Source organism: Sphingomonas sp. DMC6 (assembly GCF_056314225.1).
In genome coordinates this window covers 64,702-89,217 of record NZ_JBQUYT010000003.1, presented here as the reverse complement: position 1 = coordinate 89,217, position 24,516 = coordinate 64,702, and the positions used below count along the sequence as shown (strand labels likewise).

General features: G+C 63.2%; 13 protein-coding genes and 1 pseudogene. 12 read left to right on the top strand and 2 right to left on the bottom strand.

The window, feature by feature from the left end; all coding sequences use genetic code 11:
• Nucleotides 1–14: 14 nt before the first annotated feature.
• Nucleotides 15–494 (top strand): YbjN domain-containing protein, encoded by a 480-nt coding sequence (locus tag ACT53M_RS07690; protein WP_476232504.1) that lies wholly within the window; start codon nucleotides 15–17, stop codon nucleotides 492–494.
• A 39-nt stretch (nucleotides 495–533) separates the two neighbouring features.
• Here the strand turns inward: ACT53M_RS07690 and purD are convergent, their stop codons facing one another.
• Nucleotides 534–1,796: a phosphoribosylamine--glycine ligase gene (gene purD / locus ACT53M_RS07685; RefSeq protein ID WP_476232502.1), complete on the bottom strand. Its 1,263-nt coding sequence runs from the start codon at nucleotides 1,794–1,796 to the stop codon at nucleotides 534–536.
• Between purD and xseA the strand changes: the two genes are divergently transcribed.
• From xseA to ACT53M_RS07650, 7 genes and pseudogenes are all read left to right on the top strand, one after another.
• Complete coding sequence (xseA, locus tag ACT53M_RS07680) at nucleotides 1,795–3,303, top strand: exodeoxyribonuclease VII large subunit (protein ID WP_476232500.1); 1,509 nt, start codon at nucleotides 1,795–1,797, stop codon at nucleotides 3,301–3,303. The two genes, purD and xseA, sit on opposite strands and share 2 nt — an antisense overlap.
• A 33-nt stretch (nucleotides 3,304–3,336) precedes the next feature.
• Nucleotides 3,337–3,537, top strand: coding sequence for a DUF2093 domain-containing protein (locus tag ACT53M_RS07675; RefSeq protein WP_476232498.1), 201 nt, complete (start codon nucleotides 3,337–3,339; stop codon nucleotides 3,535–3,537).
• Nucleotides 3,534–4,400: a M23 family metallopeptidase gene (locus tag ACT53M_RS07670; protein WP_476232496.1), complete on the top strand. Its 867-nt coding sequence runs from the start codon at nucleotides 3,534–3,536 to the stop codon at nucleotides 4,398–4,400. The genes ACT53M_RS07675 and ACT53M_RS07670 overlap by 4 nt, the downstream gene beginning before the upstream one ends.
• Nucleotides 4,401–4,649: 249 nt before the next feature.
• Nucleotides 4,650–7,739 (top strand): TonB-dependent receptor domain-containing protein, encoded by a 3,090-nt coding sequence (locus ACT53M_RS07665; RefSeq protein WP_476232495.1) that lies wholly within the window; start codon nucleotides 4,650–4,652, stop codon nucleotides 7,737–7,739.
• A 108-nt stretch (nucleotides 7,740–7,847) separates the two neighbouring features.
• Nucleotides 7,848–9,848: a tetratricopeptide repeat-containing sulfotransferase family protein gene (locus tag ACT53M_RS07660; protein WP_476232494.1), complete on the top strand. Its 2,001-nt coding sequence runs from the start codon at nucleotides 7,848–7,850 to the stop codon at nucleotides 9,846–9,848.
• Nucleotides 9,849–9,930: 82 nt separating this feature from the next.
• Nucleotides 9,931–10,407: pseudogene (locus ACT53M_RS07655) on the top strand (M23 family metallopeptidase); the annotation flags it as partial.
• A 256-nt stretch (nucleotides 10,408–10,663) separates the two neighbouring features.
• Nucleotides 10,664–13,810: a TonB-dependent receptor gene (locus ACT53M_RS07650; protein ID WP_476232493.1), complete on the top strand. Its 3,147-nt coding sequence runs from the start codon at nucleotides 10,664–10,666 to the stop codon at nucleotides 13,808–13,810.
• Nucleotides 13,811–13,907: 97 nt separating this feature from the next.
• Here the strand turns inward: ACT53M_RS07650 and clpB are convergent, their stop codons facing one another.
• Complete coding sequence (gene clpB, locus ACT53M_RS07645) at nucleotides 13,908–16,487, bottom strand: ATP-dependent chaperone ClpB (protein ID WP_476232492.1); 2,580 nt, start codon at nucleotides 16,485–16,487, stop codon at nucleotides 13,908–13,910.
• Nucleotides 16,488–16,752: 265 nt separating this feature from the next.
• Here clpB and ACT53M_RS07640 point away from each other — a divergent pair, with 265 nt between their 5' ends.
• The 4 genes from ACT53M_RS07640 (at nucleotide 16,753) to ACT53M_RS07625 (ending at nucleotide 24,501) form a co-directional block, all read left to right on the top strand.
• Nucleotides 16,753–19,068, top strand: a complete 2,316-nt coding sequence (locus ACT53M_RS07640; RefSeq protein WP_476232491.1) for a TonB-dependent receptor — start codon at nucleotides 16,753–16,755, stop codon at nucleotides 19,066–19,068.
• Between the two features lie 151 nt (nucleotides 19,069–19,219).
• Entirely contained in the window at nucleotides 19,220–22,063 is a 2,844-nt protein-coding gene (locus tag ACT53M_RS07635; protein ID WP_476232490.1) for a M16 family metallopeptidase, read from the top strand.
• Nucleotides 22,064–22,076: 13 nt separating this feature from the next.
• Nucleotides 22,077–22,376, top strand: coding sequence for a hypothetical protein (locus ACT53M_RS07630; RefSeq protein ID WP_476232488.1), 300 nt, complete (start codon nucleotides 22,077–22,079; stop codon nucleotides 22,374–22,376).
• A gap of 232 nt (nucleotides 22,377–22,608) precedes the next feature.
• Nucleotides 22,609–24,501 (top strand): CocE/NonD family hydrolase, encoded by a 1,893-nt coding sequence (locus tag ACT53M_RS07625; protein ID WP_476232487.1) that lies wholly within the window; start codon nucleotides 22,609–22,611, stop codon nucleotides 24,499–24,501.
• Nucleotides 24,502–24,516: the final 15 nt, after the last annotated feature.

Genomic DNA, 24,516 nt, shown 5'->3' with positions numbered 1-24,516 from the left:
GCACGGGGGAAGAAATGAAGATGTTGCTGCTGGCGGGGCTCGCCTCGCTGACCTTTGCACCGCAAGTCGCAGCGCAGGTGCGCTCCTATGATCCCAAGAGCTTTGTGCCGGTGATGCAGGAGGCCGGCTACAAGGCCGAGCTGACCAAGGATGATGATGGCGATCCCATCATCCGGAGCGGCGTCAGCGGCTACAAGTTCACGATCTTTTTCTACAACTGCAAAGACCACAAGGACTGCGCCGACATCGAATTCTATTCGGGCTGGACCGACAAGCTCTCCGCCGAGCGTGCGAATGAATGGAACAGCACGCATCGCTTTGGCCGCGCCTATTCGGACAAGGACGGCGAAGCCGCGCTCGAATATGACATCAATTTCGAGGACCAGGCGATGCCCGTCGCGCTGTTCAAGAAGAATCTCGATCTGTGGACCGAGCTGGTCGACGGCTTTGTCGACTTCGTGAACGAGAAGCCCGAAGACAAGAAGAAGGATTGACCGTGACGGGCCGGCGGGGTTCCGCCGGCCCGATCCGTTTCAGCCTTTCCGGGCGATTTCGCGCCAGCCAATGTCGCGGCGGCAGAAGCCGGTGGGAAAGTCGATCGCATCGACACCGCGATAGGCCGCCGCCTGTGCCGTCGCCACGTCCGGCCCCAGCGTGGTCACATTGAGCACGCGCCCGCCGCTCGCCACCAGCGTATCGCCAAGGCGTTTCGTGCCTGCCTGGAATACACGCACCCCGGTCGCCTCCGCCGTATCGATTCCCTTGATCGCACCGCCTGTCTCGGGCGTGCCGGGATAGCCCTTGGCCGCCATCACCACGGTCAGCGCAGTGTCGGGCGAAAAGCGCGGCGCCGGCCGGCCGGCCAGTTCGCCGCGCGCCACCGCCAGCAGCAGCTCGAGCAGGTCGTCCTCCAGGCGCAGCATCAGCACCTGGCATTCGGGATCGCCGAAGCGGGCGTTATATTCGATCAGCTTCGGACCCGTACGGGTCAGCATCAGCCCGGCATAGAGCACGCCCGAATAGGGCATGCCCTCGGCCGCCAGCGTCGCGATGGTCGGCTGGATGATGCGCTCGATCGCCGCGCGCTCCAGCGCGGGCGTCAGCACCGGGGCGGGGCTGTATGCGCCCATGCCGCCGGTATTCGGCCCGACATCGCCGTCGCCGACGCGCTTGTGGTCCTGCGCCGATCCAAAGGACAGGGCCGTGGTGCCGTCGGTCAGCACGAACAGGCTGGCTTCCTCGCCGTCCAGAAACTCCTCGATCACCGCGCTGGCACCGGCATCGGCGAAGATCGCGGTCAGCGCGGCTTCAGCTTCGTCGCGGCTCATAGCGACCGTCACGCCCTTGCCGGCGGCCAGACCATCGGCCTTCACCACCACCGGCAGCCCGAACGGATCGAGCGCGGCGAGCGCAGCCTCCAGGCTGGTCACGCGGACATAGCCCGCGGTCGGGATGTTCGCCCGCGCGCACAGATCCTTGGTGAAGCCCTTCGATCCTTCGAGTTGCGCTGCCGCCTGATCGGGGCCGAACACCGCGATGCCGGCGCCGCGCAGCGCGTCGGCCACGCCCGCCACCAGCGGCGCTTCCGGCCCGACCACGACCAGCGTGATCGACCGGGCCTGCGCAAACGCCAGCACGGCGGCCGGATCGGTCGGCACCAGGTCGACGCAGGTCGCATGGGCGGCTATGCCGGGGTTGCCCGGCGCGGCATAAAGCTGCGTCAGCAGCGGCGATTGCGCGAGCTTCCAGGCGAGCGCATGTTCGCGACCCCCTGATCCCAGCAGCAGGACGTTCATGGCCGATCCCTTTTCTGATCCTTCATCGGCGCGGCTCGTAGCCGAGGTGGTGCCCGGCGACAACGCGGCACCGATGAGTGTCAGCGAACTCTCGCTCCGGCTGAAGCGGATGGTGGAGGGCGAATTTGGCCATGTCCGCATCCGCGGCGAGATTTCGGGCTGGAAGCGCGCGGCCTCGGGCCATGCCTATCTGGCACTGAAGGATGTGGATGCGGTGATCGACGGCGTCATCTGGCGCGGTGCTGCATCGGCGCTGCCGTTCCAGCCGCAGGACGGGCTGGAAGTGGTCGCGACCGGCAAGCTGACCACCTATCCCGGCCGTTCCAAATATCAGATCGTCATCGAGCGGATGGAGCTGGCCGGCGAGGGCGCGCTGATGGCGCTGCTCGAAAAGCTGAAGGCGAAGCTGGCGGGCGAGGGTCTGTTCGACCGCGACCGCAAGAAGCCGCTGCCCTATATGCCGCGCGTGATCGGCGTGGTGACGTCGCCCACCGGCGCGGTGATCCGCGACATTCTCCACCGGCTGGAGGATCGCTTTCCCAGCCATGTGCTGGTGTGGCCGGTGAAGGTGCAGGGCGACGGATCGGCGCAGGAAGTGGCGCGGGCGGTGCGCGGCTTCGATGCGATCCGCCCCGGCGGCCCGGTGCCGCGCCCCGACCTGCTGATCGTCGCGCGCGGCGGCGGCTCGATCGAGGATCTCTGGTCGTTCAACGAGGAAGTCGTCGTCCGCGCAGTGGCGGAGTGCTCGATTCCGGTCATCTCCGCGGTCGGGCACGAGACCGATACTACCTTGTGCGACCATGCCGCCGATCTGCGCGCGCCCACGCCCACCGCTGCGGCCGAAATTGCGGTGCCCGTGCTGTCCGAAGTGCGCCACGGGATCGCCACGCTGGCGCACCGCAGCGAGCGTTGCGTGCGCCGCTATCACGAGCGCGCCGGCGAGCGGCTGGCGGCGCTGGTGCGGGTGATGCCGCGTCGCGATGCGCTGCTCGGCCCGCAGCGGCAGAAGCTCGACGATCTTGCCACGCGGCTCGATCTGGCGCTCGAACGCCGTGTGGCGCGCGGTCGCGATGCGCTGCAGCGCTCGGGCGGGGCGCTGCGCCCGGCGGCGCTCGAACAGCGCCTTGCGTCGGCGCAGCAGCGGCTAGCGGCGCTTGCGCTCGACCGCGCGGCAGATCGCGAGCTCGCGGCGCTGCGCCAGCATTTCACCCGAACCGCCGAGGCCTTGCGCCCGGCGCTGCTCGACCGCCGTTTTGCAACTGCCGCCGAACGGCTGACGGCAATGGGCCGGCACCTCGAACTTCTCGATCCCGAATTGCCGCTCAAGAAAGGCTATGCCTGGGTCGCGGCGCGCGGCACCGGCAAGGTGGTCGCCTCGGCGGAGGCGGCGCGGACTGCGCAAGCCGTGACGCTGCATTTCGCCGATGGTCCGGTCGATGCCCGGGTTGAGCGCGCCGCCGCCAAAACCTATGGTACCGAAAAGCCCGAACAGCCCAGCCTGTTGTAACGGCACCTATATCCCGAAGGAGCGATACCGCACATGCTGATGTCCAATGCCGGGCGCCTGGCCAAGCTGCATTACATGGCTAGCAGTTTCCGCGTGCTGGCGCCGGGCGATCATGTGCTGTGCGCCGTCACCGGCGAACGCATCCCCGTCGACGAACTCCGCTACTGGAGCGCGGAGCGGCAGGAAGCCTATGCCAGTGCCCAGGTGGCCACCAAGGCGCTCACCGGCGCATGAATCCCTCGCGTCGTGCGGCTGCGGCCGGGTTCGCCTGGACGCTGCTGGCGGTGATGGCGGGTGCGCGGCAGGCCGGTGCGAAGGGCGCGCTGCCGGCCAATCCATTCGCCCTGGACGGCGTGTTGAGCCAGGGTGGGCTGGCGCGCGGCAACGTGCCGGCGGGAACCGTGGCGCTGGCGCTCGATGGCAAGCCGATTCCCTTCGCGGCCGATGGCCGTTTCCTGATCGCGTTCGACCGGGATGCCGGCCCTGCCGCCGAACTGGTCGCGACGCTCCGCGATGGCCGGGCGATACGCGCGCCCCTCACCATCGCGCCGCGCGCATGGGACATTTCCCGGCTCGATCATTTGCCCAAATACCCGGTGCCGCGCGCTGAATTTACTGCCCGGCGCCCCGCCGAACTGGCCCGGATCGCCGCTGCCCGCGCGCGGGACGTGGCGAGTGACGGGTGGCGCGGGCCGTTCCGCTGGCCGCTCACGGGGCGAATCTCGACGCGATTCGGATCGCAGCGAATCTATGCCGGAGAGCCCGGTGCCTATCATTCGGGCATCGACATCGCCCGCCCCATCGGAACCCCGGTCCGCGCGCCCGCCGCCGGGGTGGTGACGCTGGCGACAGAGGCGCCGTTCACGCTGGAAGGCAATTTGCTGATTCTCGACCATGGCATGGGGCTGGCGAGCGCCTTCATGCACCTGTCCCGCATCGATGTTCGCGAAGGAGACTCGGTGGTGAGAGACCAGCCGATCGCCCTGGTCGGCGCCACCGGCCGCGCCACCGGCCCGCACCTGCACTGGGGCCTGACCTGGCGCACCGCCCGCATCGATCCGTTGCTGGCTGTGGACAAGGCGATGCGTGCTGAATAAATGGGTCGGGCGATTGGATCTGTGATATAAAATAACAGCTTATAATGCTTTCTTGTAATAATTTCCTCCTCTATGTGTCATTTTTACGACAATCTCACTAAAGTGGCGCGCGGCTGTTCGTTGCAGCTTTACAAGTTTGCTCGTTAACTGTTTCAGTTGGCTCAAGCTTTGTCCGACGCGTGCGCTTCGGAACGAAGCGGGAGGAAATCCGGACTCGCTTGCAAGCGACCGGCCAAACGAGGGTAATTCATGAGTAAGCAACTGAAGCTGCGTGGGGGCGTTGCCCTCTCCGCAATAGCGTTCGTCGGCATTTTGTCGGCGACGCCGGCTTTCGCGCAAGACAGCGTTCCGCAGTCCACCGACGCGCCGGCGGCCGCACCCCAGGAGGTGGTGGTTACAGGTTCGCGCATTCCCCAGCCGAATCTGGAATCGGTCAGTCCGGTAACAGTCGTCAGCAGCCAGGATCTCAAGCTTCAGGGTGTTACTCGCGTCGAGGACATGCTGAACTCCCTGCCGCAGGTTTTTGCAGGCCAGTCGAGCACCGTTTCGAACGGAGCGAGCGGCGCAGCTACGGTCGATCTTCGCGGCCTTGGTCCGCAGCGTACGCTTGTGCTGGTCAATGGCCGTCGTCTGATGGCCGGCGATCCGACTTCTTCCGCTGCCGATCTCAATGCTATTCCTGAAGCGCTGGTGAAGCGTGTTGAGGTGCTCACCGGTGGCGCATCGTCGACCTATGGTGCCGATGCCGTTGCAGGCGTCGTTAATTTCATCATGGACACGGACTTTACCGGCATTCGTCTAGACGGCCAGTACAGCCTGTATCAGCATAATAACGGAAACAGCGTAACGCCGCCGCTGCTGAACGCGCGGACTCAGGCTGGCCTGGCAGGCTATGGCTATCCCGATGGTAGTGTGGCGGATGGCGGTACCGTCAATGCAACGCTCAGCATAGGCTCGAAGTTCGCGGACGGCCGGGGGCACGCGGTCGCGTATTTTGGCTATCGTAAAGTAGATGCGGTGCTGCAGTCGAACCGCGATTACAGCGCCTGCACCATTCAGAATGCAAGCGCGACTGCGTTGCAGTGCGGCGGCTCTTCGACCGCAGCTCCTGGTAACGCGGTTGTGTATAACGGCGGCACGTCAACCTTCTTCCAGATTGGCAGTGGCCGCACGCTGCAGCCGGGTCGTACCCGGTACAACTTCGCGCCGACGAACTACTATCAGCGCCCTGACGAGCGTTACACTGCCGGAACTTTCGTTAATTACGAGGTTAACGACTCGCTTCGTCCGTATCTCGAATTCAACTTCATGGACGATCGCTCGGTAGCCCAAATTGCTCCGTCGGGCGATTTCGGTAACACGCTGACGATCAATTGCGATAACCCGCTTCTCTCGGCGCAGCAGAAGTCGGTGATCTGTGCGCAGGAAAATCTCGTAACGGGTTTTCTGGGTAATTTCCCCCTGACTGCCGACAGCAATCCCAACTCCGCGGCGGCCCCGATCAACTATATCGATCCAACCACCGGGCGTGTTTATAACAAGGCTTTCTTTCAGTTGCTCCGTCGCAACATTGAAGGTGGGCCGCGCTTGGCCGATTTCGGCCATACGCAGTATCGTGGCGTGATCGGAACGAAGGGTAATCTGGGCGAAGCATGGAACTATGACGCCTATTACCAGTATGGGCGGACTACCTACACCCAGATATATTCGAACGAATTTTCAGTTCGTAAGCTCAACAACGCTCTCGACGTCGTGAATGTCAACGGAGTGCCAACCTGCCGTTCGGTCACGACCGGTGCAGACCCGAACTGCGTTCCTTATGATATCTTCGGCGGACTGACCACCGTAACGCCGGCGGCAGTAAATTACCTTTCTGCAACCGGCTTTCAGCATGCCGTCATCTCTCAGCAGGTCGCGAGTGCTTCGATCACGGGTGACTTGACAAAGTATGGCGTCAAGACACCTTGGGCGGATACCGGGGTTGCGTTGAATCTTGGCGTGGAATATCGGCGGGAAGCGCTCGATCTGAAGGTCGATGAGGCATTTTCGACCGGCGATCTCACCGGCCAGGGCGGCGCAACTCTTCCGATTTCTGGAAGCTACAAGGTTACGGAAGGTTTTGGTGAAATTCACGCGCCGCTGGTGCAAAAGAGTTTCTTCTACGATCTTTCCTTTGATGGCGGGTACCGCTATTCTCATTATGAGATCAGCAACGGGCGTTCGTTCAACACAAACACCTATAAGCTTGGGCTGGAGTTTGCTCCGGTCCGCTCGATCCGTTTCCGTGGCAGCTATAACCGGGCGGTTCGTGCGCCGAACTTGCAGGACCTGTTCGCTGTCCAGCACGTCGCGCTCGATGGCTCGACGGATCCGTGCGCCAATCGGGTTCTAACCGCCGCCGACACGGGCTGCTTGGCTCAGGGTCTGAAGGTCGGTCAGCGCGTTGCTGCCAACCCGGCCGGTCAATACAACGGCCTTGTGGGCGGTAACGACCAGCTGAACCCGGAAATCGCGACTACCAAGTCGTTCGGTGTCGTGTTCCAGCCCGAGTTCGTACCCGGCCTTAACCTCAGCGTCGATTATTTCGACATCAAGGTGCGGGACGCGATCCAAGGTTTCGGCGCCGACGCAATTCTTGCAAGCTGCACCAACTCGCTCAACCCGGTCGCCTGCGGCCTGATTAAGCGGAACCCCGTAACCGGGTCGTTGTGGCTCACGAATGACGGTTACGTCACCGACATCGCGCATAATGTGGGTCGCGTGCAAACCAAGGGCGTAGACGTCAACTTCGGGTACAACCGCAAGGTTCAAGGCGTTGGTGACTTCAGCCTGACGCTGGTAGGTACCTATCTCGACAGCTTCCGCGTCAATAACGGCCTGACGGCATCGTATGATTGTGCAGGCTATTATGGCGTTACGTGCAGCAACCTTACTGGAACTCCCTCCGCGCCCAATCCCCGTTGGCGGCATAAGGCTCGTCTGAGCTATACCTCGCCTGTCGGTATTGGAGCGTCGCTGCAGTGGCGCTACATCGATCCTGTCAAGGTCGACCTGTCGAGCAACGAGAGCTCGCTCAAGGGTACGTACTACGATTTCGGTTCGCGCCTGGCTGCGCAAAACTACTTCGATCTGGCGCTTACTTTCGCGCCTACCAAGAAATATACGCTCCGTCTTGGTGTGAACAACCTGTTCGATCGTGAGCCGCCGCTCGTCAGCTCGGGTAAGGCTGATGGCTCGGCAAGCGCCTGCCCGACCGGGCCTTGCAACGGTAACACCTATCCCGCTGTGTACGATGCACTGGGGCGTTATATCTTTGTCGGGGCAACGCTCAATTTCTGAGCGTTTTGTTCGCTCCGTTTGTAACTTTTCGGGCGGCGAACCTTGGTTCGCCGCCCTTTCTTCTCGTGCTACGGGTTTCGACGAACCGGTGCTCTCGACAATGGAACGATGATGCAGACGAAGGCGCTTTCCTCCGATCAGGCTGTAAGACTTCGTGCTGCCGTAGCGGCGGCAGCCAGGGGCGAACCGGCTTTGGCACGAGCGATCGCTGAAGCGCTTTATGAAGAGGCGGATCAGATGCCGCCTGTCGCGGGTCTGTTAGGAATGCTTTGCTGCCAGGCCGGCGACTTCGCTGCGGGTATCGGCTATTTGCAGCGAGCGCATGAAGCGATGCCCTCTGATTTCGGGCTCTTTCTCAACCTCGTTCGAGCCAATGCGGACTCGGGCGATGTCGAGCGGGCGACATATCTGTTGTCATCGCACGATTCCGATCAGGACAAGACCGGCCGCTTATGGCGTCTGCGCGGTTACGTGGCGCAACTCGCAGGTGACTATCTGGTCGCAGCGCAAGCCTACCGGGCCGCAGCGGCAATGGCTCCGGGAGATGCGGAGCTTTGGAATAATCTGGGTAATGCTCTGGCGGATGCCGGCGATGCCGCAGAAGCTGTAACGGCACTTCGCCGCGCGGTGTCGTTGCTACCGTCAGCGCCCGTCCGCCTCAACCTGGCCGCTGCGCTTGTTCAGGCCGGTCGACACGCAGAGGCGCTCGACGTGCTGGATGCGTGTGCGGCGGCGTTCCCGGGCGATCCGAAGCCATTAATGGAGCGTGCGGCAATTCTGAAGAGCCTCGGACGCAGCGACGCCGTCGTGTCTGAACTGGCAGAGGCTGTACGGCGGGCGCCAGAGGACATCTCATTGCGGCTTACCCTTGCAACCGAGAGAGTTGATCGCTGGGACGTGGAGGGAGCGGAGCGAGAGCTTGGGGAAGTGTTGCAGCGCGCGCCGGAGAATTCCGATGCGCACCTTGTAAACGGCTTGTTGCTGGAACATTCCAATCGCACGGAGGAATTGCCGGCTGCGATCGCCAGGGCGCGAGCGAATGGTGTCAGTGATGGAGCGATCGCTTTTTTGGAAGCGATGCTCTGCCGGCGCGAGAAGCGCTATGCCGACGGGCTCGCCGCTTTGGCGCGTATACCTGCAGATGTTGAGCCGATCCGTACCGCGCAGATGGCGGGCCAATTCCATGACGGCCTGGGAGAAATTGACGCGGCGTTTGCCAGTTTCACGCGCATGAATCGCTTGCAGGCGGCAGACCCTTCGCAACCCGAAGTGCGGGCAGCCGCGATGCGCGCGGCACTGGCGAGGGATCATGCGCTGCTGTCAGCCGAATGGGTTGGCCAATGGACAAGCGTTAGCGTGCCGGCCGGCCGGCCCCCTGTTTTTCTCGTCGGCTTCCCGCGATCCGGCACGACATTGCTTGATACGATGCTGATGGGACATCCAGACGTGCAGCTGCTGGAGGAACAGCCACCGTTACGACTTGTGCAAGAAATGGCGGGTGGCCTTGAGGCCCTCGCGGACATGGATGATGGGAAGGCGGAAGCTCTACGCGCGCGATATTATTGGGAGGTCGAGCGTGCGGCGGGGGCCCGCACCGGTTCTGTCCTGATCGACAAATCACCGCTGCATCTGTTGCATATGCCGCTGATACGGCGCCTTTTTCCGAATGCACCGATCATTCTTGCATTGCGCCATCCATGCGACGTGGTCCTGAGCTGCTTTATCACCAATTTTCGCCTCAACGATGCGATGGCGAATTTCCTGTCCCTGGATACCGCCGCGGCCTTCTACGCACAGAGTTTCGAATATTGGAGCAAAGCAACCCGTCTGATTCACGGTCCGGTTTGTGCGGTAAAATATGAGCGGCTGATCGAAAACCCGCATTCCGAACTCACAACACTGTTCGAATTTCTTGGACTCAAGTGGGATGACGCAGTGTTGGAGTACCGTGAAACTGCGCGCCGCCGTGGTGTCATTTCAACGGCGAGCTATGCGCAGGTGACGGAACCACTCTATCGACGCGCTACTGGTCGTTGGGAGCGGTATCGAGCGCATCTGGAGTCGATTTTGCCGCAGTTGGAGCCGTGGATCACGCGCTTCGATTACTAAGCTGGGAAGTAGCGCTGCACCGAGGCGGTATTGGCTATCGTCCTTTCGCAGCGAGCCCATGTGTTTCCGCCCGATCGAGATGAGGCGCCCCGCCGAACTGGCCCGGATCGCCGCTGCCCGCGCGCGGGACGTAGCGAGTGACGGGTGGCGCGGGCCGTTCCGCTGGCCACTCACGGGGTGAATCTCGACGCGATTCGGATCGCAGCGAATCTATGCCGGCCAGCCCGGTGCCTATCATTCGGGCATCGACATCGCCCGCCCTATCGGAACCCCGGTCCGCGCACCCGCCGCCGGGGTGGTGACGCTGGCGACAGAGGCGCCGTTCACGCTGGAAGGCAATTTGCTGATTCTCGACCATGGCATGGGGCTGGCGAGCGCCTTCATGCACCTGTCCCGCATCGATGTTCGCGAAGGAGACTCGGTGGTTAGCGACCAGCCGATCGCCCTGGTCGGCGCCACCGGCCGCGCCACCGGCCCGCACCTGCACTGGGGCCTGACCTGGCGCACCGCCCGCATCGATCCGTTGCTGGCTGTGGACAAGGCGATGCGTGCTGAATAAATGGGCTGGCTGACACATTCCGCAACATAAAGTAACAAAGTTTATCGTATACCGGTAACTTTATGACTTGGCATGTGGCATTTATGCGACACCCCTATGAAAGCCGGCCGGAAAGCTGAACCTACGCTTTACAGCACCCCGTTCTCACTGTTTCCTCTTGCCCAAGCTCTCCCCGGTTCGCCTGCGGACCAGAGGGAGAGCGGGGAGACACCCTGGCTGCAGGGAAGAAAGCAGCCAGGCTAAGCGAGGGAAACTTATGAAGAAAGCCCATATGATGTTGCGCGGTAGTTCCGCGCTGCAGGTTTTGGCGTTGCTGGGGGCGACCGTTGTCGCCAGCGCCGCGCTCACCGCTACCGCCTCTGCGCAGGACTATACGAGCGGTGCCATCACCGGCACTGTCACGAACGCCAGTGGCGATCCGATTGCCGACGCAACCGTGACGATCACGTCGAGCGACACGGGTGTGAAGCGGACCTTCACGACCCAGTCGAACGGCGTATACCGCTTCGCGTCGCTGTTGCCCGGCAACTATGATCTGAGCGTTACTGCCGAAGGGCTGCCCTCCTATACCGCAACCGGTATCCGCTTGCTCGCATCGCAGGCCGCGAGCATTCCGGTCCAGTTGGGTAGTGAGGAAGTCGTCGTTACGGGCGCGCGCGCCGTCAAAGCGTTCACCGGCACCACCAGTGGCCGCACTGTCGACGTTTCGAGCTTCATCAAGGACAAGCCGCTCGGCCGCGACCTGACCTCGATCGTCCTGCTCGCACCGGGAACGGTCGCAGGCAACTCGACCAATGGGGCCTTCAATGGGTTGCCGTCGCTCGGGGGCGCTTCGGTTGCCGAAAACGCATATTATGTCAACGGCCTCAACATCACCAACTTCGACAATTATCTCGGAAGCGCGACGGTTCCGTTTTGGTTCCTGCAGAGCGTGGAAACGAAGACCGGCGGTTATCAGGCTGAATATGGCCGCGCCACTGGCGGTATCGTCAACACGGTGACGAAGTCGGGAAGTAATGATTTCAAGGCCGCAGTGCACATCGATTGGGCGCCGAATTCCCTGCGCTCCATTGGTAATAATCTGACCACGTATAATGGCACCGGTTTCGTTCGCAGCACCAACCGCGCTGCGGACACCACCGACACGCTGACCGGTGCGATCGAGGCGAGCGGCCCGATCATCAAGGACAAGCTGTTCATTTATGGTCTGTTGCAGTTCCAGCGTTCTAGCAGCCTGACGAATTACCCGAACGCTGGTACGGCGTATAAGGACACGAACAGCGATCCGTTCTGGGGCGTGAAGCTCGATGCCTATCCGATCGACAGCCAGCACCTCGAATTTACGATCTTCGACACCCGGAATACCACGCAGGAAATGGTGCTTCCGTACAGCTACGCAAATGGTGTCAACACCTATGGCGGTGCGAACACGGTCACCGATTACCCGAAGGGCGGCGTGGACTATGTCGGTAAATATACCGGCACGTTCACCAACTGGCTGACCGTTTCGGCCGCCTATGGCCGCGTGAAGGACCAGTTCCTGAATGTTGCCGTCGCAGGGGCCACGAATGTTCCATACTTCACCAACGCTTCGGGGGCCACGCTTTACGGTCAGCCGAACGGTGGCTTTTACACCGGTCAGCGGACTCAGCTGGTCGATCAGCCGTATGATACGGAGCGCAAGTTCTTCCGCGCCGACGCGGACATTCTGTTCAGCCTGCTGGGCAGCCATCATTTGCGGTTCGGCTACGACCAGGAAAGAAACACGCTCAACCACGTTTCGATCACGACGGGTGGTGCGTTCGAGCACACGAACGGCTTCACCTCGGATGCTGCGTACAATGCACTGCTGGGTGGTTCGGGCGTGCGTATGCTGGCGCGGGCATCCGACGCGGGTGGTCCGATCGTTGAACTCAACTATTATAACACCGGCGGCTCCTTCAAGGCGAAGAACCAAGCCTTCTATATCCAAGATGAATGGAAGCCGTTTGATCGTCTCACGCTGAATCTCGGCGCGCGTCGCGACGATTTCCTCGTCAACAAGCCGAGCGGCCTTGCGGCTGTCGACCTTCCGAAAAATTATGCGCCGCGTATCGGCGCTGAATATCAAATTTTCGGCGACAAGTCGGGCCGTTTGTACGCAGCCTATGGCTGGTACTATCTGCCGGTCGCCAGCAATACGGCTTATCGTCAGGCTGCGCCGTCTTACTACTTCCGTCAGCGCTGGCACTTCAGCGGTGTTGACTCGAATGGCCTGCCGATCCTGACCAGCCTTGTTACCAATCAGGGATCGTATCAGTCGGCATGTCCGTTCGCACTGGTTAATAATGGTCCGATGACGAACTGCAACGTGACCGGCGACGGCGCGGATATCTCCCTCTCCCAGGGCATTGCTGCCAATCTGAAGTCGACTCGCGAAAGCGAGCTCATCGTCGGCTACGAACAGAAGCTGGGGCTGTGGACTGTTGGCCTTGAATGGACCCATCGCAAGCTTGATCGTACTGCCGAAGACTCGGCAATCGATGCTGCGGTGAATTCTTATTGCGCCGCCAACGGAATTGTCCCGCACAACGTTAAGACTGGTGCGGCAACCACCTGCAACGCCATCTGGACCGGCTTCCACCAGTATGTGATCAATAATCCGGGTAGCGATATCATCGTCAACCTGCTGGCCAATGGCTATGACATCAACAACCAGAAGATCACGCTGACCGCCAACCAACTCGGTTATGGCAAGGCGTTGCGTTATTACGACGCCGTGACCTTCAAATTTGACCGCGCGTTCGACGGACGCTTCACGGTCGGCGGCAGCTACACCTGGACGAAGAACAAGGGTAATTCGGAAGGGTATGTGCAATCCGACTTCGGTCAAACCGACGCGGGCATTACACAAGACTTCGACCAGCCGGGGTTTGTGCCGTATTCGTATGGCCGTCTGCCGAACGATCGCACGCACAACTTTAAGCTCTTCGGCAGTGTTGCGCTGAGCAGCAATTTCACGCTGGGCCTGAACCTGCAGGTCGCGTCGCCGTCGCCGCTTAGCTGCTTCGGCTACAACCCGACCGATCTTTTTGCGAACGGCTATGGTGCGGCTTCGCACTATTGCAATGGCAAGCCGAGCCCGCGGGGCACCGCGCAGCAGGGCGATTGGATTCAGCAGACCAACGTGTCGGCACGCTATAATCTGAACCTGGGCGGCCATCAGGTCACGCTCCGTGCCGATGTGTTCAACCTGTTCAATTCGCAGGGCGTGCTGCGCCGTTATCAGTTCGGCGATCTGGATGTGACGACGAGCCCCACCACGGGTCTGCCGACGTCCTACATTCCCGATCCGAACTATGGCGTCGTGACCGGTTACCAGTCGCCGCGTTACGTCCGTCTGGGTCTCGATATCGCTCTTTAATCAAGAGTATCGAGCTCGAAGTAAAAGAGAGGCGGGCCCTAAAGCCCGCCTCTTTTCTTTGATGCAAGAGCCTGCCGTTGCCAGGCGCTATCGCACCTCACCCCACGCTGAGCACCAGCGCCCCGTCGCCCTCGTCGACATGGACGGTGGACCCGTCCTTCACCTCGCCCTTCAGGATCAGCTCGGCCAGCGGGTCTTGCAGATAGCGCTGTACCGCGCGTTTCAGCGGCCGTGCGCCATAGACCGGGTCGTATCCCACCCGGCCCAGCCAGTCGCGGGCGGCCGGTGTCAGGTCGATTGCCACCTTGCGGTCCTTGAGCAGCTTCGCCACCCGACCGACCTGGATGTCGACGATCGGCGCCATATGCTCGGCGCCCAGCCGGTGGAACAGGATGATCTCGTCCAGCCGGTTGAGGAATTCGGGGCGGAAATGTGCCCGCACCACTTCCATCACCTGCGGCTCGACTTCTTCCACGCGGTGACCGTCGGCCAGATTGGTGAGGAACTGGCTGCCCAGGTTCGAGGTCAGGATCACGATCGTGTTCGAGAAATCGACCGTGCGCCCCTGTCCGTCCGTCAGGCGCCCGTCGTCGAGCACCTGCAGGAGCACATTGAACACGTCGTTGTGCGCCTTCTCCACCTCGTCGAACAGCACCACCTGATAGGGGCGCCGGCGAACCGCTTCGGTCAGGACGCCACCTTCCTCATACCCGACATAGCCCGGGGGGGCACCGATCAACCGCGCGACCGCGTGCTTCTCCATGAACTCGCTCATGTCGATGCGCACCATCGCGTTGGGATCATCGAACAGGAATTCGGCGAGCGCCTTGGTCAGCTCGGTCTTGCCGACGCCGGTCGGCCCGAGGAACAGGAACGAACCCAGGGGCCGGTTCGGGTCCTGCAGCCCAGCGCGGCTGCGGCGCACGGCGGTGGAGACTGCCTTCACCGCGTCCGCCTGGCCAATCACCCGCTTGCCGAGTTGGTCTTCCATATGGAGAAGCTTCTCGCGCTCGCCTTCCAGCATCCGCTCCATCGGAATGCCGGTCCAGCGCGCGACCACGCCGGCAATGTCGTCGGCGGTCACTTCCTCGCGCAGCATTGCGCCCTTGGCGGCGCTCTGCGCCTCGTCGAGCTGGCGGGTGAGCTGGGGGATGACGCCATAGGAAAGCTCGCCGGCGCGCGCGAGGTCGCCGGCACGCTGCGCCTGTTCCAGCTCCAGCCGTGCCTGATCGAGCTGCGCCTTGAGCACCGCTTCGGCGTTGATCTTGTCCTTCTCCGCCATCCAGCGCGTGGTCAGCTCGGCCGATTGCTGCTCGAGATTGGCCAGCTCTTCCTCCAGCGTCGCCAACCGTTCGCGCGATGCCTCGTCGGTCTCGCGCTTCAGCGCCTCGCGCTCGATCTTGAGCTGGATGATGCGGCGGTCGAGCGTCTCGATCTCCTCGGGCTTGGACTCCACTTCCATGCGGATGCGGCTGGCGGCCTCGTCCATCAGGTCGATCGCCTTGTCGGGCAGGAAGCGGTCGGCGATGTAGCGGTTGGAGAGCGTCGCCGCCGCGACGATCGCCGCATCGGTGATCCGCACGCCGTGGTGCAGCTCGTACTTCTCCTTGAGGCCGCGCAGGATCGAGATCGTGTCCTCAACCGTCGGCTCGCCGACGAACACCGGCTGGAACCGCCGCTGGAGCGCGGGGTCTTTCTCGACATATTTCTGATATTCGTCGAGCGTGGTGGCACCGATGCAGTGCAGCTCGCCGCGGGCGAGCGCGGGCTTGAGCAGATTGCCCGCATCCATCGCGCCTTCGGATTTGCCCGCGCCGATCAGCGTGTGCATTTCGTCGATGAAGAGGATGATCTGGCCCTCGGCGCCCTTCACTTCGTCGAGCACGCCCTTCAGCCGCTCCTCGAACTCGCCGCGATATTTCGCGCCGGCGATCAGGCTGCCCATGTCGAGCGCCATCAGCGTGCGGTCCTTCAGCGTATCGGGCACGTCGCCATTGGCGATGCGCAGCGCGAGGCCCTCGGCGATCGCGGTCTTGCCGACGCCCGGCTCGCCGATCAGCACGGGGTTGTTCTTGGTCCGGCGGGCGAGGATCTGGATGGTGCGGCGGATTTCCTCGTCGCGGCCGATCACGGGATCGAGCTTGCCGGCGCGCGCTGCCTCGGTCAGGTCGCGGGCAAACTTCTTGAGCGCGTCATAGCGGTCTTCGGCCGAGGCAGTGTCGGCGGTGCGGCCGCCGCGCATGCTGTTGATTGCGGCGTTGAGCGCTTCGGGGCGGGCATTCGCAGCCTGCAGCGCCTTGCCTGCAGCGGTGTTGAGGCTCAGCGCCAGCGCGACCAGCAGCCGCTCGACGGTGACGTAGCTGTCGCCCGATTTTTGCGCGATCTGCTCGGCCTGGTCGAGCACGCGGACCAGATCATTGTCGAGCCCGGGTGTCGACTGCGCGCCCGATCCGCTGACGGCGGGAATTTTCGACAGCGCGAGATCGGTCTCGCTCAGCGCACGCTTCGCGTCGCCGCCGGCAGCCTGGATCAGCCCGCTGGCCATCCCCTGCTCGTCTTCGAGCAGCGCCTTGAGAAGGTGTTCGGGGCTGATCCGCTGGTGGTTCATGCGGATCGCCACGGTCTGCGCCGATTGCAGGAAGCCTTTGGCGCGGTCGGTGAATTTTTCGAGGTTCATGCCTGATCCCTGTTCGTGTTTGAGCAGCAGATAGTGTTGCAATTGGGCAACACAAGGGGTGCGTTCAACAAGCGCCGACTTTGCTCGCCCCAATCTCTGGCGGTGTAAATCGGTGAATTTCCGCGGTTTTTGCAAGGTTTGTCACAACGCTGACGCGCACTTGCAGGCATTTCGTCATCGAAACGGACAATTGCTGCAACGCAGCGGGCCTAGCGGCGGCGCAGCACGGGCGCTGTGCCCGTGTCTCATCCCAGGGGATTTTCGCATGCGGAATCGTATGCTTGTTGCCGGCCTGCTTGCCGGCACGACGCTGTTCATCTCGGCGCCCGCGCTGGCGCAGGCCGCCGGCGGCCAGGTTGCACTGACCGACAATGACACGCAGGGCGGCGCTGCCCAATCGACCGACGAAATCGTCGTGATCGGCCGTGGCGAAACCCGCCAGACCCAGCAGCTTTCTCAGAGCGACCTCGCCGAACTGGTGCCGGGCACCAGCCCGCTGAAGGCGATCGAAAAGCTGCCGGGCGTCAACTTCCAGGGTGCCGATCCGTTCGGCGCCTATGAATGGGCGGAACGCATTTCGATCCGTGGCTTCAACCAGAACCAGCTCGGCTTCACGCTCGACGGCATTCCGCTGGGCGACGCCAGCTATGGCAACGTCAACGGCCTGCACATCAGCCGCGCCATCACCAGCGAAAACATCGCCGTGACCCGTGTGGCACAGGGTTCCTCGATCGGTGCCCAGGCAACCAACAATCTCGGCGGCACGGTGGAGTTCGTCTCCAGCGATCCAAAGTCGCACCTCGGCGCCGATCTGAACGTCACCGGCGGCAGCGACAATTTCTGGCGCGTCTTCGGCCGGCTCGACACCGGCGAAATCACACCGGGCGGCCCCAGCGCCTACGTCTCCTATCTCCACTCGGATACCGACAAGTGGAAGGGCTGGGGCTCGCAGAAGGTCGACCAGGTTAACGCCAAGGTCGTTCAGCCGATCAGCCCCTATCTGCGCGCTGTGGGCACTTTTGACTATTCTGATCGTCGCGAGAACGACTATCAGGACATGTCGCTCGGCATGATCAAGCGTCTCGGCTATAACTGGGACAATATCTCTAACGACTATGCCAAGGCGATCCTGGTGTCCGACGTGGGCGCCAATACCGGCTATACCGGCGCGACGCCGACCAACCCGGCGGCCGGCACGACCTATCCGGCGCCCTTCGCCAATCCGGACGACGCCTATTACAACGCCGCCGGTCTGCGCCGCGACTATCTGGGCTCTGCGGGTATCGAAACCACCGGCGATGCGCCGGTGCATGGCACGCTGAAGGCTTATTACCACTCCAATCACGGCCAGGGCCTTTGGTATACGCCTTATGTCGATTCGCCCAACGGCGTGCCGATGTCGCTGCGTACGACCGAATATGACATCCACCGCAAGGGCGTGTTCGGCAATATCGGCACCAAGCTGGGCTTCAACGACATCACGGTCGGCGGCTGGTACGAGCGGAACGACTTCCGCCAGGCCCGCCGCTTCTACGGGCTGACCAGCCGTACTGATCCGGGCCGTGACAGCCTGTCGTTCCAGTCGAACCCGTTCTTCACGCAGTGGTACTGGAAGTATCAAACCGATACCGTCCAATACTATGTCCAGGACAAGCTGACCTTCGGTGCGTTGACCGTCGATCTGGGCTGGAAGGGCTTTGCCGTCACCAACCATGCCGATCCGATCGTCGCCGGCAGCCTGGCCGGCGGTCGTATCAAGGTGACCGACTGGTTCCAGCCGCATGCGGGCCTGAACTATCGCCTGAACGACAATGCGGAGCTGTTCGCCGGCTTCACCCAGGCGACCCGCGCCTTCGTCGCTTCGGCCACGACCGGCCCGTTCGCCACTACCCAGGCGGGCTTCAACGCGCTGCTCAGCGGCTCGACCCAGCTCAAGCCCGAACAGTCGGATACCTATGAAATCGGCGGCCGTTATCGCAACGGCATCTTCACCGGCTCGCTCGCCGGCTATTATGTCGATTTCCGCAACCGTCTGCTCGGCGTGACGACCGGGGCGGGCATCGTCGGCAACCCGGCGATCCTGCAGAATGTCGGCAATGTGCGCTCGATCGGTTTCGAAGCGACGGGCGATGTCCGCCTGCCGATGGGCTTCGGTCTGTTCGCGTCGTACAGCTACAACGACTCGACCTATCGCGATAACGTCGTGACCGCTTCGGGCACCGTCCCGACGGCTGGCAAGACGGTGGTCGATTCGCCGAAGCACATGCTGAAGGGCGAAGTGACCTGGCACGATAATGAAGGCTTCAACGCCCGCATCGGCGCCGATTATATGAGCAAGCGCTACTTCACTTACACCAACGACCAGTATGTCGATGGCCGCGTGGTGGTGGATGCGACGCTGGGCTACAAGTTCACGCTCGGCGGTCGCCAGCTCGAACTGCAGGGCAACGTCACCAACCTGTTCGACAAAAAATATGTCTCTACGATCGGCACGAACGGCTTCGGCAATTCGGGCGATAACCAGACGCTGATGGTCGGCGCGCCGCGCCAGGTGTTCATCACGCTGAAGGTCGGCCTCTGATCGCCAGCTGACAGCCTAGGGAAAGGGGCGGGCGCTGCGGCGTGCCGCCCCTTTTCTTTTGTGCGGCCCAGTGGCTGCAATCGCGCTTGCGGGGCGCCTGCGGCCGGGTATGTTCACGGCGCCATATCGTACCCCGGGGGTGCCCATCATTATGAAGTCGTTCCGCTTGCTTTGCAGTGCCGCTGTCTGTGCGCTTGCCGTTCCCGCCCTGCCTGCCCTTGCGCAACAGGCCCCCGCCGCCGCCCAGTCGCTGCCCAGGCCCGCGCCGGTCGCCGACCTGGTGAAGCAGATCAACCTGCCCTATGAGCAGTTCACCCTCGCAAACGGCCTGCGGGTGATCGTGCATACCGATCGCAAGGCGCCGGTGGTGGCGCTGTCGGTGTGGTACGATGTCGGTTCGAAGCACGAGCCGGCCGGCAAGACCGGCTTTGCGCACCTGTTCGAGCACCTGATGTTCAACGGATCGCAGAACGCGCCGGGCGATTTCTTCGAGCCGCTCAAGCAGGTTGGCGCCACCGACATGAACGGCACCACCAGCTTCGATCGCACCAATTATTTCGAAACGGTGCCGAAGCCCGCGCTGGAACGCGCACTGTTCCTCGAAAGCGACCGGATGGGCTGGCTGACCCCGGCAATCACGCAGGGGGTGCTCGATGAGCAGCGCGGCGTCGTCCAGAACGAGAAGCGCCAGGGCGACAACCGGCCGTTCGGCCTCGTCCAATATGCGTTGTTCGAGAATTTGTTTGCCGGCAATCCCTATGGCCACACCACGATAGGCTCGATGGCCGATCTCGACAAGGCGAGCCTGGGCGATGTGAAGGGCTGGTTCCATGACCATTATGGTCCGAACAACGCCGTGCTGGTGCTGGCGGGCGACATCGACGCGGCCGAGGCGCGGCCGCTGGTCGAGAAATATTTCGGCGGGATCCCCAAGGGCCCCAAGAGCGAATTGCCGAAGGTGGAAATCCCCACGCTGGCCGCGCCGAAGACGGTGGCGCTGAAGGACAGCGTGCCCGCCACGATCATCATCCGCAACTGGGCGATTCCCGGCCTCAACGATACCGATGCAGAGCGGCTGGAAGTGTTCGGCCAGGTGCTGGGCGGCTTGGGCAGCTCGCGGCTCGACAACGCGCTGGTCCGGGGGGAGAAGCTGGCCGTGAACGTGTCGGCCAATGCCGAGACGATGGCGCAGGTCGGCATTTTCCAGGTGCAGGCCATGGTCCAGCCGGGCGTCGACCCCGAACTGGTCGGCAAGCGCATCGACGCCATCATGGCTGATCTGATCGCCAAGGGCCCCACCGCAGATGAAATCCAGCGCGTCGCAACCACCAGTGTTGCCTCTGCCATCCGCGGGCTTGAATCGGCCAGTTCGCAGGCAGTGACGCTTGCAGAGGGCGCGCTTTATTCGAATGATCCCGGCTTCTATCGCAAGCAGCTTGCCGAGCTGGCGGCAATGACGCCGGAAAAGGTCCGCGCGGCCGCAGCGAAATGGCTGACCCGCCCGGCCCTCACGATCCGCGTCGATCCCGGTCAGCGCGATGCCTATCAGGAAGCGAAGCCGGTCACCCCGGTAAAGGCGGCCGACGAGCCGATCCCCAAGGGCGACCGCGGTCCGCTCCCGCAAGTGGGGCCGGTGCGCGACATCCATTTCCCGAAGGTCGAGCGCACGCACCTCTCGAACGGCGTCGAACTCATTTACGCTCGCCAGACGGCCGTGCCGGTGACGCAGGCGGTCATGAGCTTCGATGCGGGCGTCGTCGCCGATCCGGACGGCAAGGCGGGCACCCAGAATCTCACGCTCGACATGCTCGACGAAGGCACGACCAGCCGCGATTCGATCGCCATTGCCGAGGCCAAGGAACGGCTGGGTGCCGGGATCGGTGCGGGTAGCTCGGCGGACCGGACCTATCTCAGCTTCAGCGGCCCCAGCGCCAATCTGGCGGGTATTACCGAGCTGTTCGCCGATATCGTTCGACACCCTGCCTTCGCCCCGGCCGAAATCGAACGGCTGCGCGCGACCGCGCTGACCGGCATCAAGCTCGAACTGGCAAGCCCGAACGGGCTGTCGGGCCGGGTGGTGCCGGGCCTGCTCTATGGGGCCGCCAATCCCTACGCTAAGCTCGGTTCGGGCAGCGGGGATCCCGCCGCTGTGGCAGCGCTTACCCGCGACGATCTGCTCGCCTTCTACCATGCATGGATTCGCCCGGAAAAGGCGAAGATTTTCGTTGTCAGCGATCTTCCGCTGGAGACGGTGAAGGCGGCGCTGGAGGCGCGGTTCGGCGACTGGCGCGGTGAGGGGCCTGCCGGCACCAAGTCGTTCGCCGCGGCGCCGAACCAGGCAAGCCCGCGCATCGTGCTGGTCGACCGGCCCAATTCGCCGCAATCGCTGATCGTGGGGGCGCAGATGACGCCGCTCAATCCGGCGAGCGACCTGCTCGTTACCGTCACCGCCAACCAGGTGCTCGGCAGCGGCTTCCTGTCGCGCATCAACATGGAACTGCGCGAGAACCGGCACTGGGCCTATGGCGCCAGCGGTAGCTTCAACTGGCTGGAACACGCTGTGCCCTATGCGACCACGGCGTCGGTCCAGGCCGATCGCACCGGCGATTCGATTCAGGCGCTGCAAGCGCAGGTGCGCGAGTTCCTGACCACCAAAGGCGTGACGCCGGAGGAACTGACGCGCGAGGTCAACGGCTCGACCCGCGAACTCGCCGGCCGATTCGAAACCGCCCGCGCGGTGCTGGAGGCGATGCAGACCAACGACATCCGCCACCGTCCGGACGATTATTACGACAGCATCGCACAAAAATATCGCGCGATGACGGTAGCCGAGCTGGACGCTGCGGCACGCAAGGCTCTCGACGCCAATCGCTTCGTCTGGGTGGTAGTGGGCGACGCCGCAAAGGTCCGCCCGCAGCTTGACAGCCTGGGCCTGCCTGTCGAGGTGGTGAACCCGGCGACGCTGGCGGGACAGACACCGCCGGCGGCCAAGTGAGCAGGAGAGACCAATGGCGAATGTGGATGGCAGCTGGAACACCGTGACCAAGTCGCCGCTGGGCGATCAGCAGGCGGTGCTGACGGTCGCGAGCAATGGTGACAGCTTCACCGGCAGCTTCAACGGCGCGATGGGCCAGGCCGAGATCAAGGACGGCAAGGTGAGCGGCGACACGCTCAGCTGGTCGCTCGACATTTCGGTGCCGATGCCGATGACGCTGACCTGCGAAGCGACCGTAGACGGGGACAGCCTGAACGGCACCGTGACGGCGGGCGCGTTCGGCAGCTTCCCGATCACCGGCACGCGGGCGTAAGCGCACTATACCTTCCCCTGCAAATGGGGCTTTCCCGTTCCCCTCCCGCTTGCGGGAGGGACTAGGGGAGGGGGAGGCGGATCGGCGTTTCTTCCACGTCGGTCCCTCCCCCGCCCCCTCCCGCAAGCGGGAGGGGAGACCGGCCGGTTGTGCTCCCACTTCCCCTACGGCCCATTTACATTCCCGCGCGGCGCGGCATCCTCCCCGCATCAAAACTTGGGGGAATCACATCATGCGTCACTGGCTTGCCGCCGCCTCCGTCATCGCTTTTCTGGGCGCCCAGCCCGCCACGGCGCAGACCGCCGATGAGCGGCCCGCCACCTTCCAGACTGCAACGCCCGACTGGGATCACGAACGCCGCGTCGTCGATATTCCGATGCGCGACGGCGTCACGCTCCACACCGTCATCCTGATTCCCAAGGGGGCGAAGGATGCGCCGATCCTGCTGACCCGCACGCCCTATAATGCCGAGGCGCTGACGTCGAACGTCAAGAGCGGCAGGATGGTCGCGGCGATGGACGGCTATGACAATGCCGCCGACATCATCGCGGCAGGCAGCTATATCCGCGTGATCCAGGATGTGCGGGGCAAATATGGCTCGCAGGGCATCTATATGATGACCCCCGCGCTGGCGCACACCCGCTGGAACCCGACCGATACCGACGATTCCACCGACAGCTACGACACGATCGACTGGCTGGTGAAGCATCTGCCGGAATCGAACGGCAAGGTCGGCGTGCTCGGCATTTCCTATGACGGCTTCCTGTCGCTGATGCCGCTGATCAACCCGCATCCGGCGCTGGCGGTGGCGGTGCCGATGAACCCGATGGTCGATGGCTGGCGCGGCGACGACTGGTTTCACAACGGCGCGTTCCGCCAGATGAACCTGCCCTATATCTGGGAGCAGGACGCGACGCGGGACAATTCGAGCCCCTGGGTATCCAACTTCTACGACGATTACGCACTTTACATGCAGGGCGGGTCGGCCGGCGCGATCGCGTCGGCGCACGGGCTGGAGCAGACCGGCTTCTGGCGCAAGATCCTCGAGCACCCCGCTTATGACGCCTTCTGGTCCGATCAGGCGATGGACAAGGTGCTTGCCGCCCAGCCGTTCAAGGTGCCGGTGATGCTGGTCCATTCGCTATGGGATCAGGAGGATATTTACGGCGCCCCCGCCGTCTATGCCGCGTTGAAGGACAAGCCCGGTGCGGCCGGCAAGCTGTTCCTGACGATGGGCCCGTGGTGGCACGGCATGGAGATCGAGGAGGGCAGCCGCCTTGCCGGCGTCACCTGGGATCAGGACACGGCGAAATGGTGGCGCTGGCATGTGCTGGCGCCCTTCCTCGCCCACTGGCTGAAGGGCACGCCGATGGACGTGGCGCCGGTCACTGCCTTTCAGAGCGGCGCCAATGAATGGCAGCGCCTGTCCACCTGGCCCGCCGCGCCAGCCAGCACGAAGCTGTTCCTCCAGCCGGGCGGCACGGTCGGCTTCGATGCGCCCGGGGGCGCGTTTGCCAGCGAGGACTATGTTTCCGACCCTGCACACCCCGTCACCTTCGTGAACCGGCCGGTGATGCCGGTCGGCTATGACGGCGACCACTGGACCGCATGGCTCGCCACCGACCAGCGCGCGGTCTCCAGCCGGCCGGACGTGCTGACCTTCAGCAGCGCGCCGCTGACGGCGCCGGTGACGATTTCCGGCCAGCCGGTCGTCCATCTCAACGCCTCCACCAGCGGCACGGACAGCGACTGGGTGGTCAAGCTGATCGATGTCTATCCGGAACAGATGCCGATCCACCGCGCGCAGGGCGGCTATCAGTTCGCGGTGGCGATGGACATTTTCCGCGGACGCTACCGGGAATCGCTGGCGGTGGCGAAGCCGATCCCGGCCAACAAGCCGCTCGATTACAGCTTCGCGCTGCCGCAGACCAACCATGTGTTCCTGCCCGGCCACCGCATCATGGTGCAGGTCCAGTCGAGCTGGTTCCCGCTCTATGACCGCAACCCGCAGACCTTCGTGCCGAACATCCTGCTCGCAAAGCCGGGCGATTATGTGAAGGCGACGCAGAAGGTCACGGTCGCCGGGCCGAACGCCAGCTACATCGCGCTGCCGGTGGTGCGCTGAGGCAAGCGGGCGCCC

Coding starts and splice junctions, on each gene's coding strand:
- purD (WP_476232502.1), bottom strand. CDS start 1,796: ATGAACGTCCTGCTGCTGGGATCAGGGGGTCGCGAACATGCGCTCGCC.
- clpB (WP_476232492.1), bottom strand. CDS start 16,487: ATGAACCTCGAAAAATTCACCGACCGCGCCAAAGGCTTCCTGCAATCG.
- ACT53M_RS07675 (WP_476232498.1), top strand. CDS start 3,337: ATGCTGATGTCCAATGCCGGGCGCCTGGCCAAGCTGCATTACATGGCT.
- ACT53M_RS07630 (WP_476232488.1), top strand. CDS start 22,077: ATGGCGAATGTGGATGGCAGCTGGAACACCGTGACCAAGTCGCCGCTG.
- ACT53M_RS07650 (WP_476232493.1), top strand. CDS start 10,664: ATGAAGAAAGCCCATATGATGTTGCGCGGTAGTTCCGCGCTGCAGGTT.
- ACT53M_RS07640 (WP_476232491.1), top strand. CDS start 16,753: ATGCGGAATCGTATGCTTGTTGCCGGCCTGCTTGCCGGCACGACGCTG.
- ACT53M_RS07690 (WP_476232504.1), top strand. CDS start 15: ATGAAGATGTTGCTGCTGGCGGGGCTCGCCTCGCTGACCTTTGCACCG.
- ACT53M_RS07670 (WP_476232496.1), top strand. CDS start 3,534: ATGAATCCCTCGCGTCGTGCGGCTGCGGCCGGGTTCGCCTGGACGCTG.
- ACT53M_RS07635 (WP_476232490.1), top strand. CDS start 19,220: ATGAAGTCGTTCCGCTTGCTTTGCAGTGCCGCTGTCTGTGCGCTTGCC.
- ACT53M_RS07660 (WP_476232494.1), top strand. CDS start 7,848: ATGATGCAGACGAAGGCGCTTTCCTCCGATCAGGCTGTAAGACTTCGT.
- ACT53M_RS07625 (WP_476232487.1), top strand. CDS start 22,609: ATGCGTCACTGGCTTGCCGCCGCCTCCGTCATCGCTTTTCTGGGCGCC.
- ACT53M_RS07665 (WP_476232495.1), top strand. CDS start 4,650: ATGAGTAAGCAACTGAAGCTGCGTGGGGGCGTTGCCCTCTCCGCAATA.
- xseA (WP_476232500.1), top strand. CDS start 1,795: ATGGCCGATCCCTTTTCTGATCCTTCATCGGCGCGGCTCGTAGCCGAG.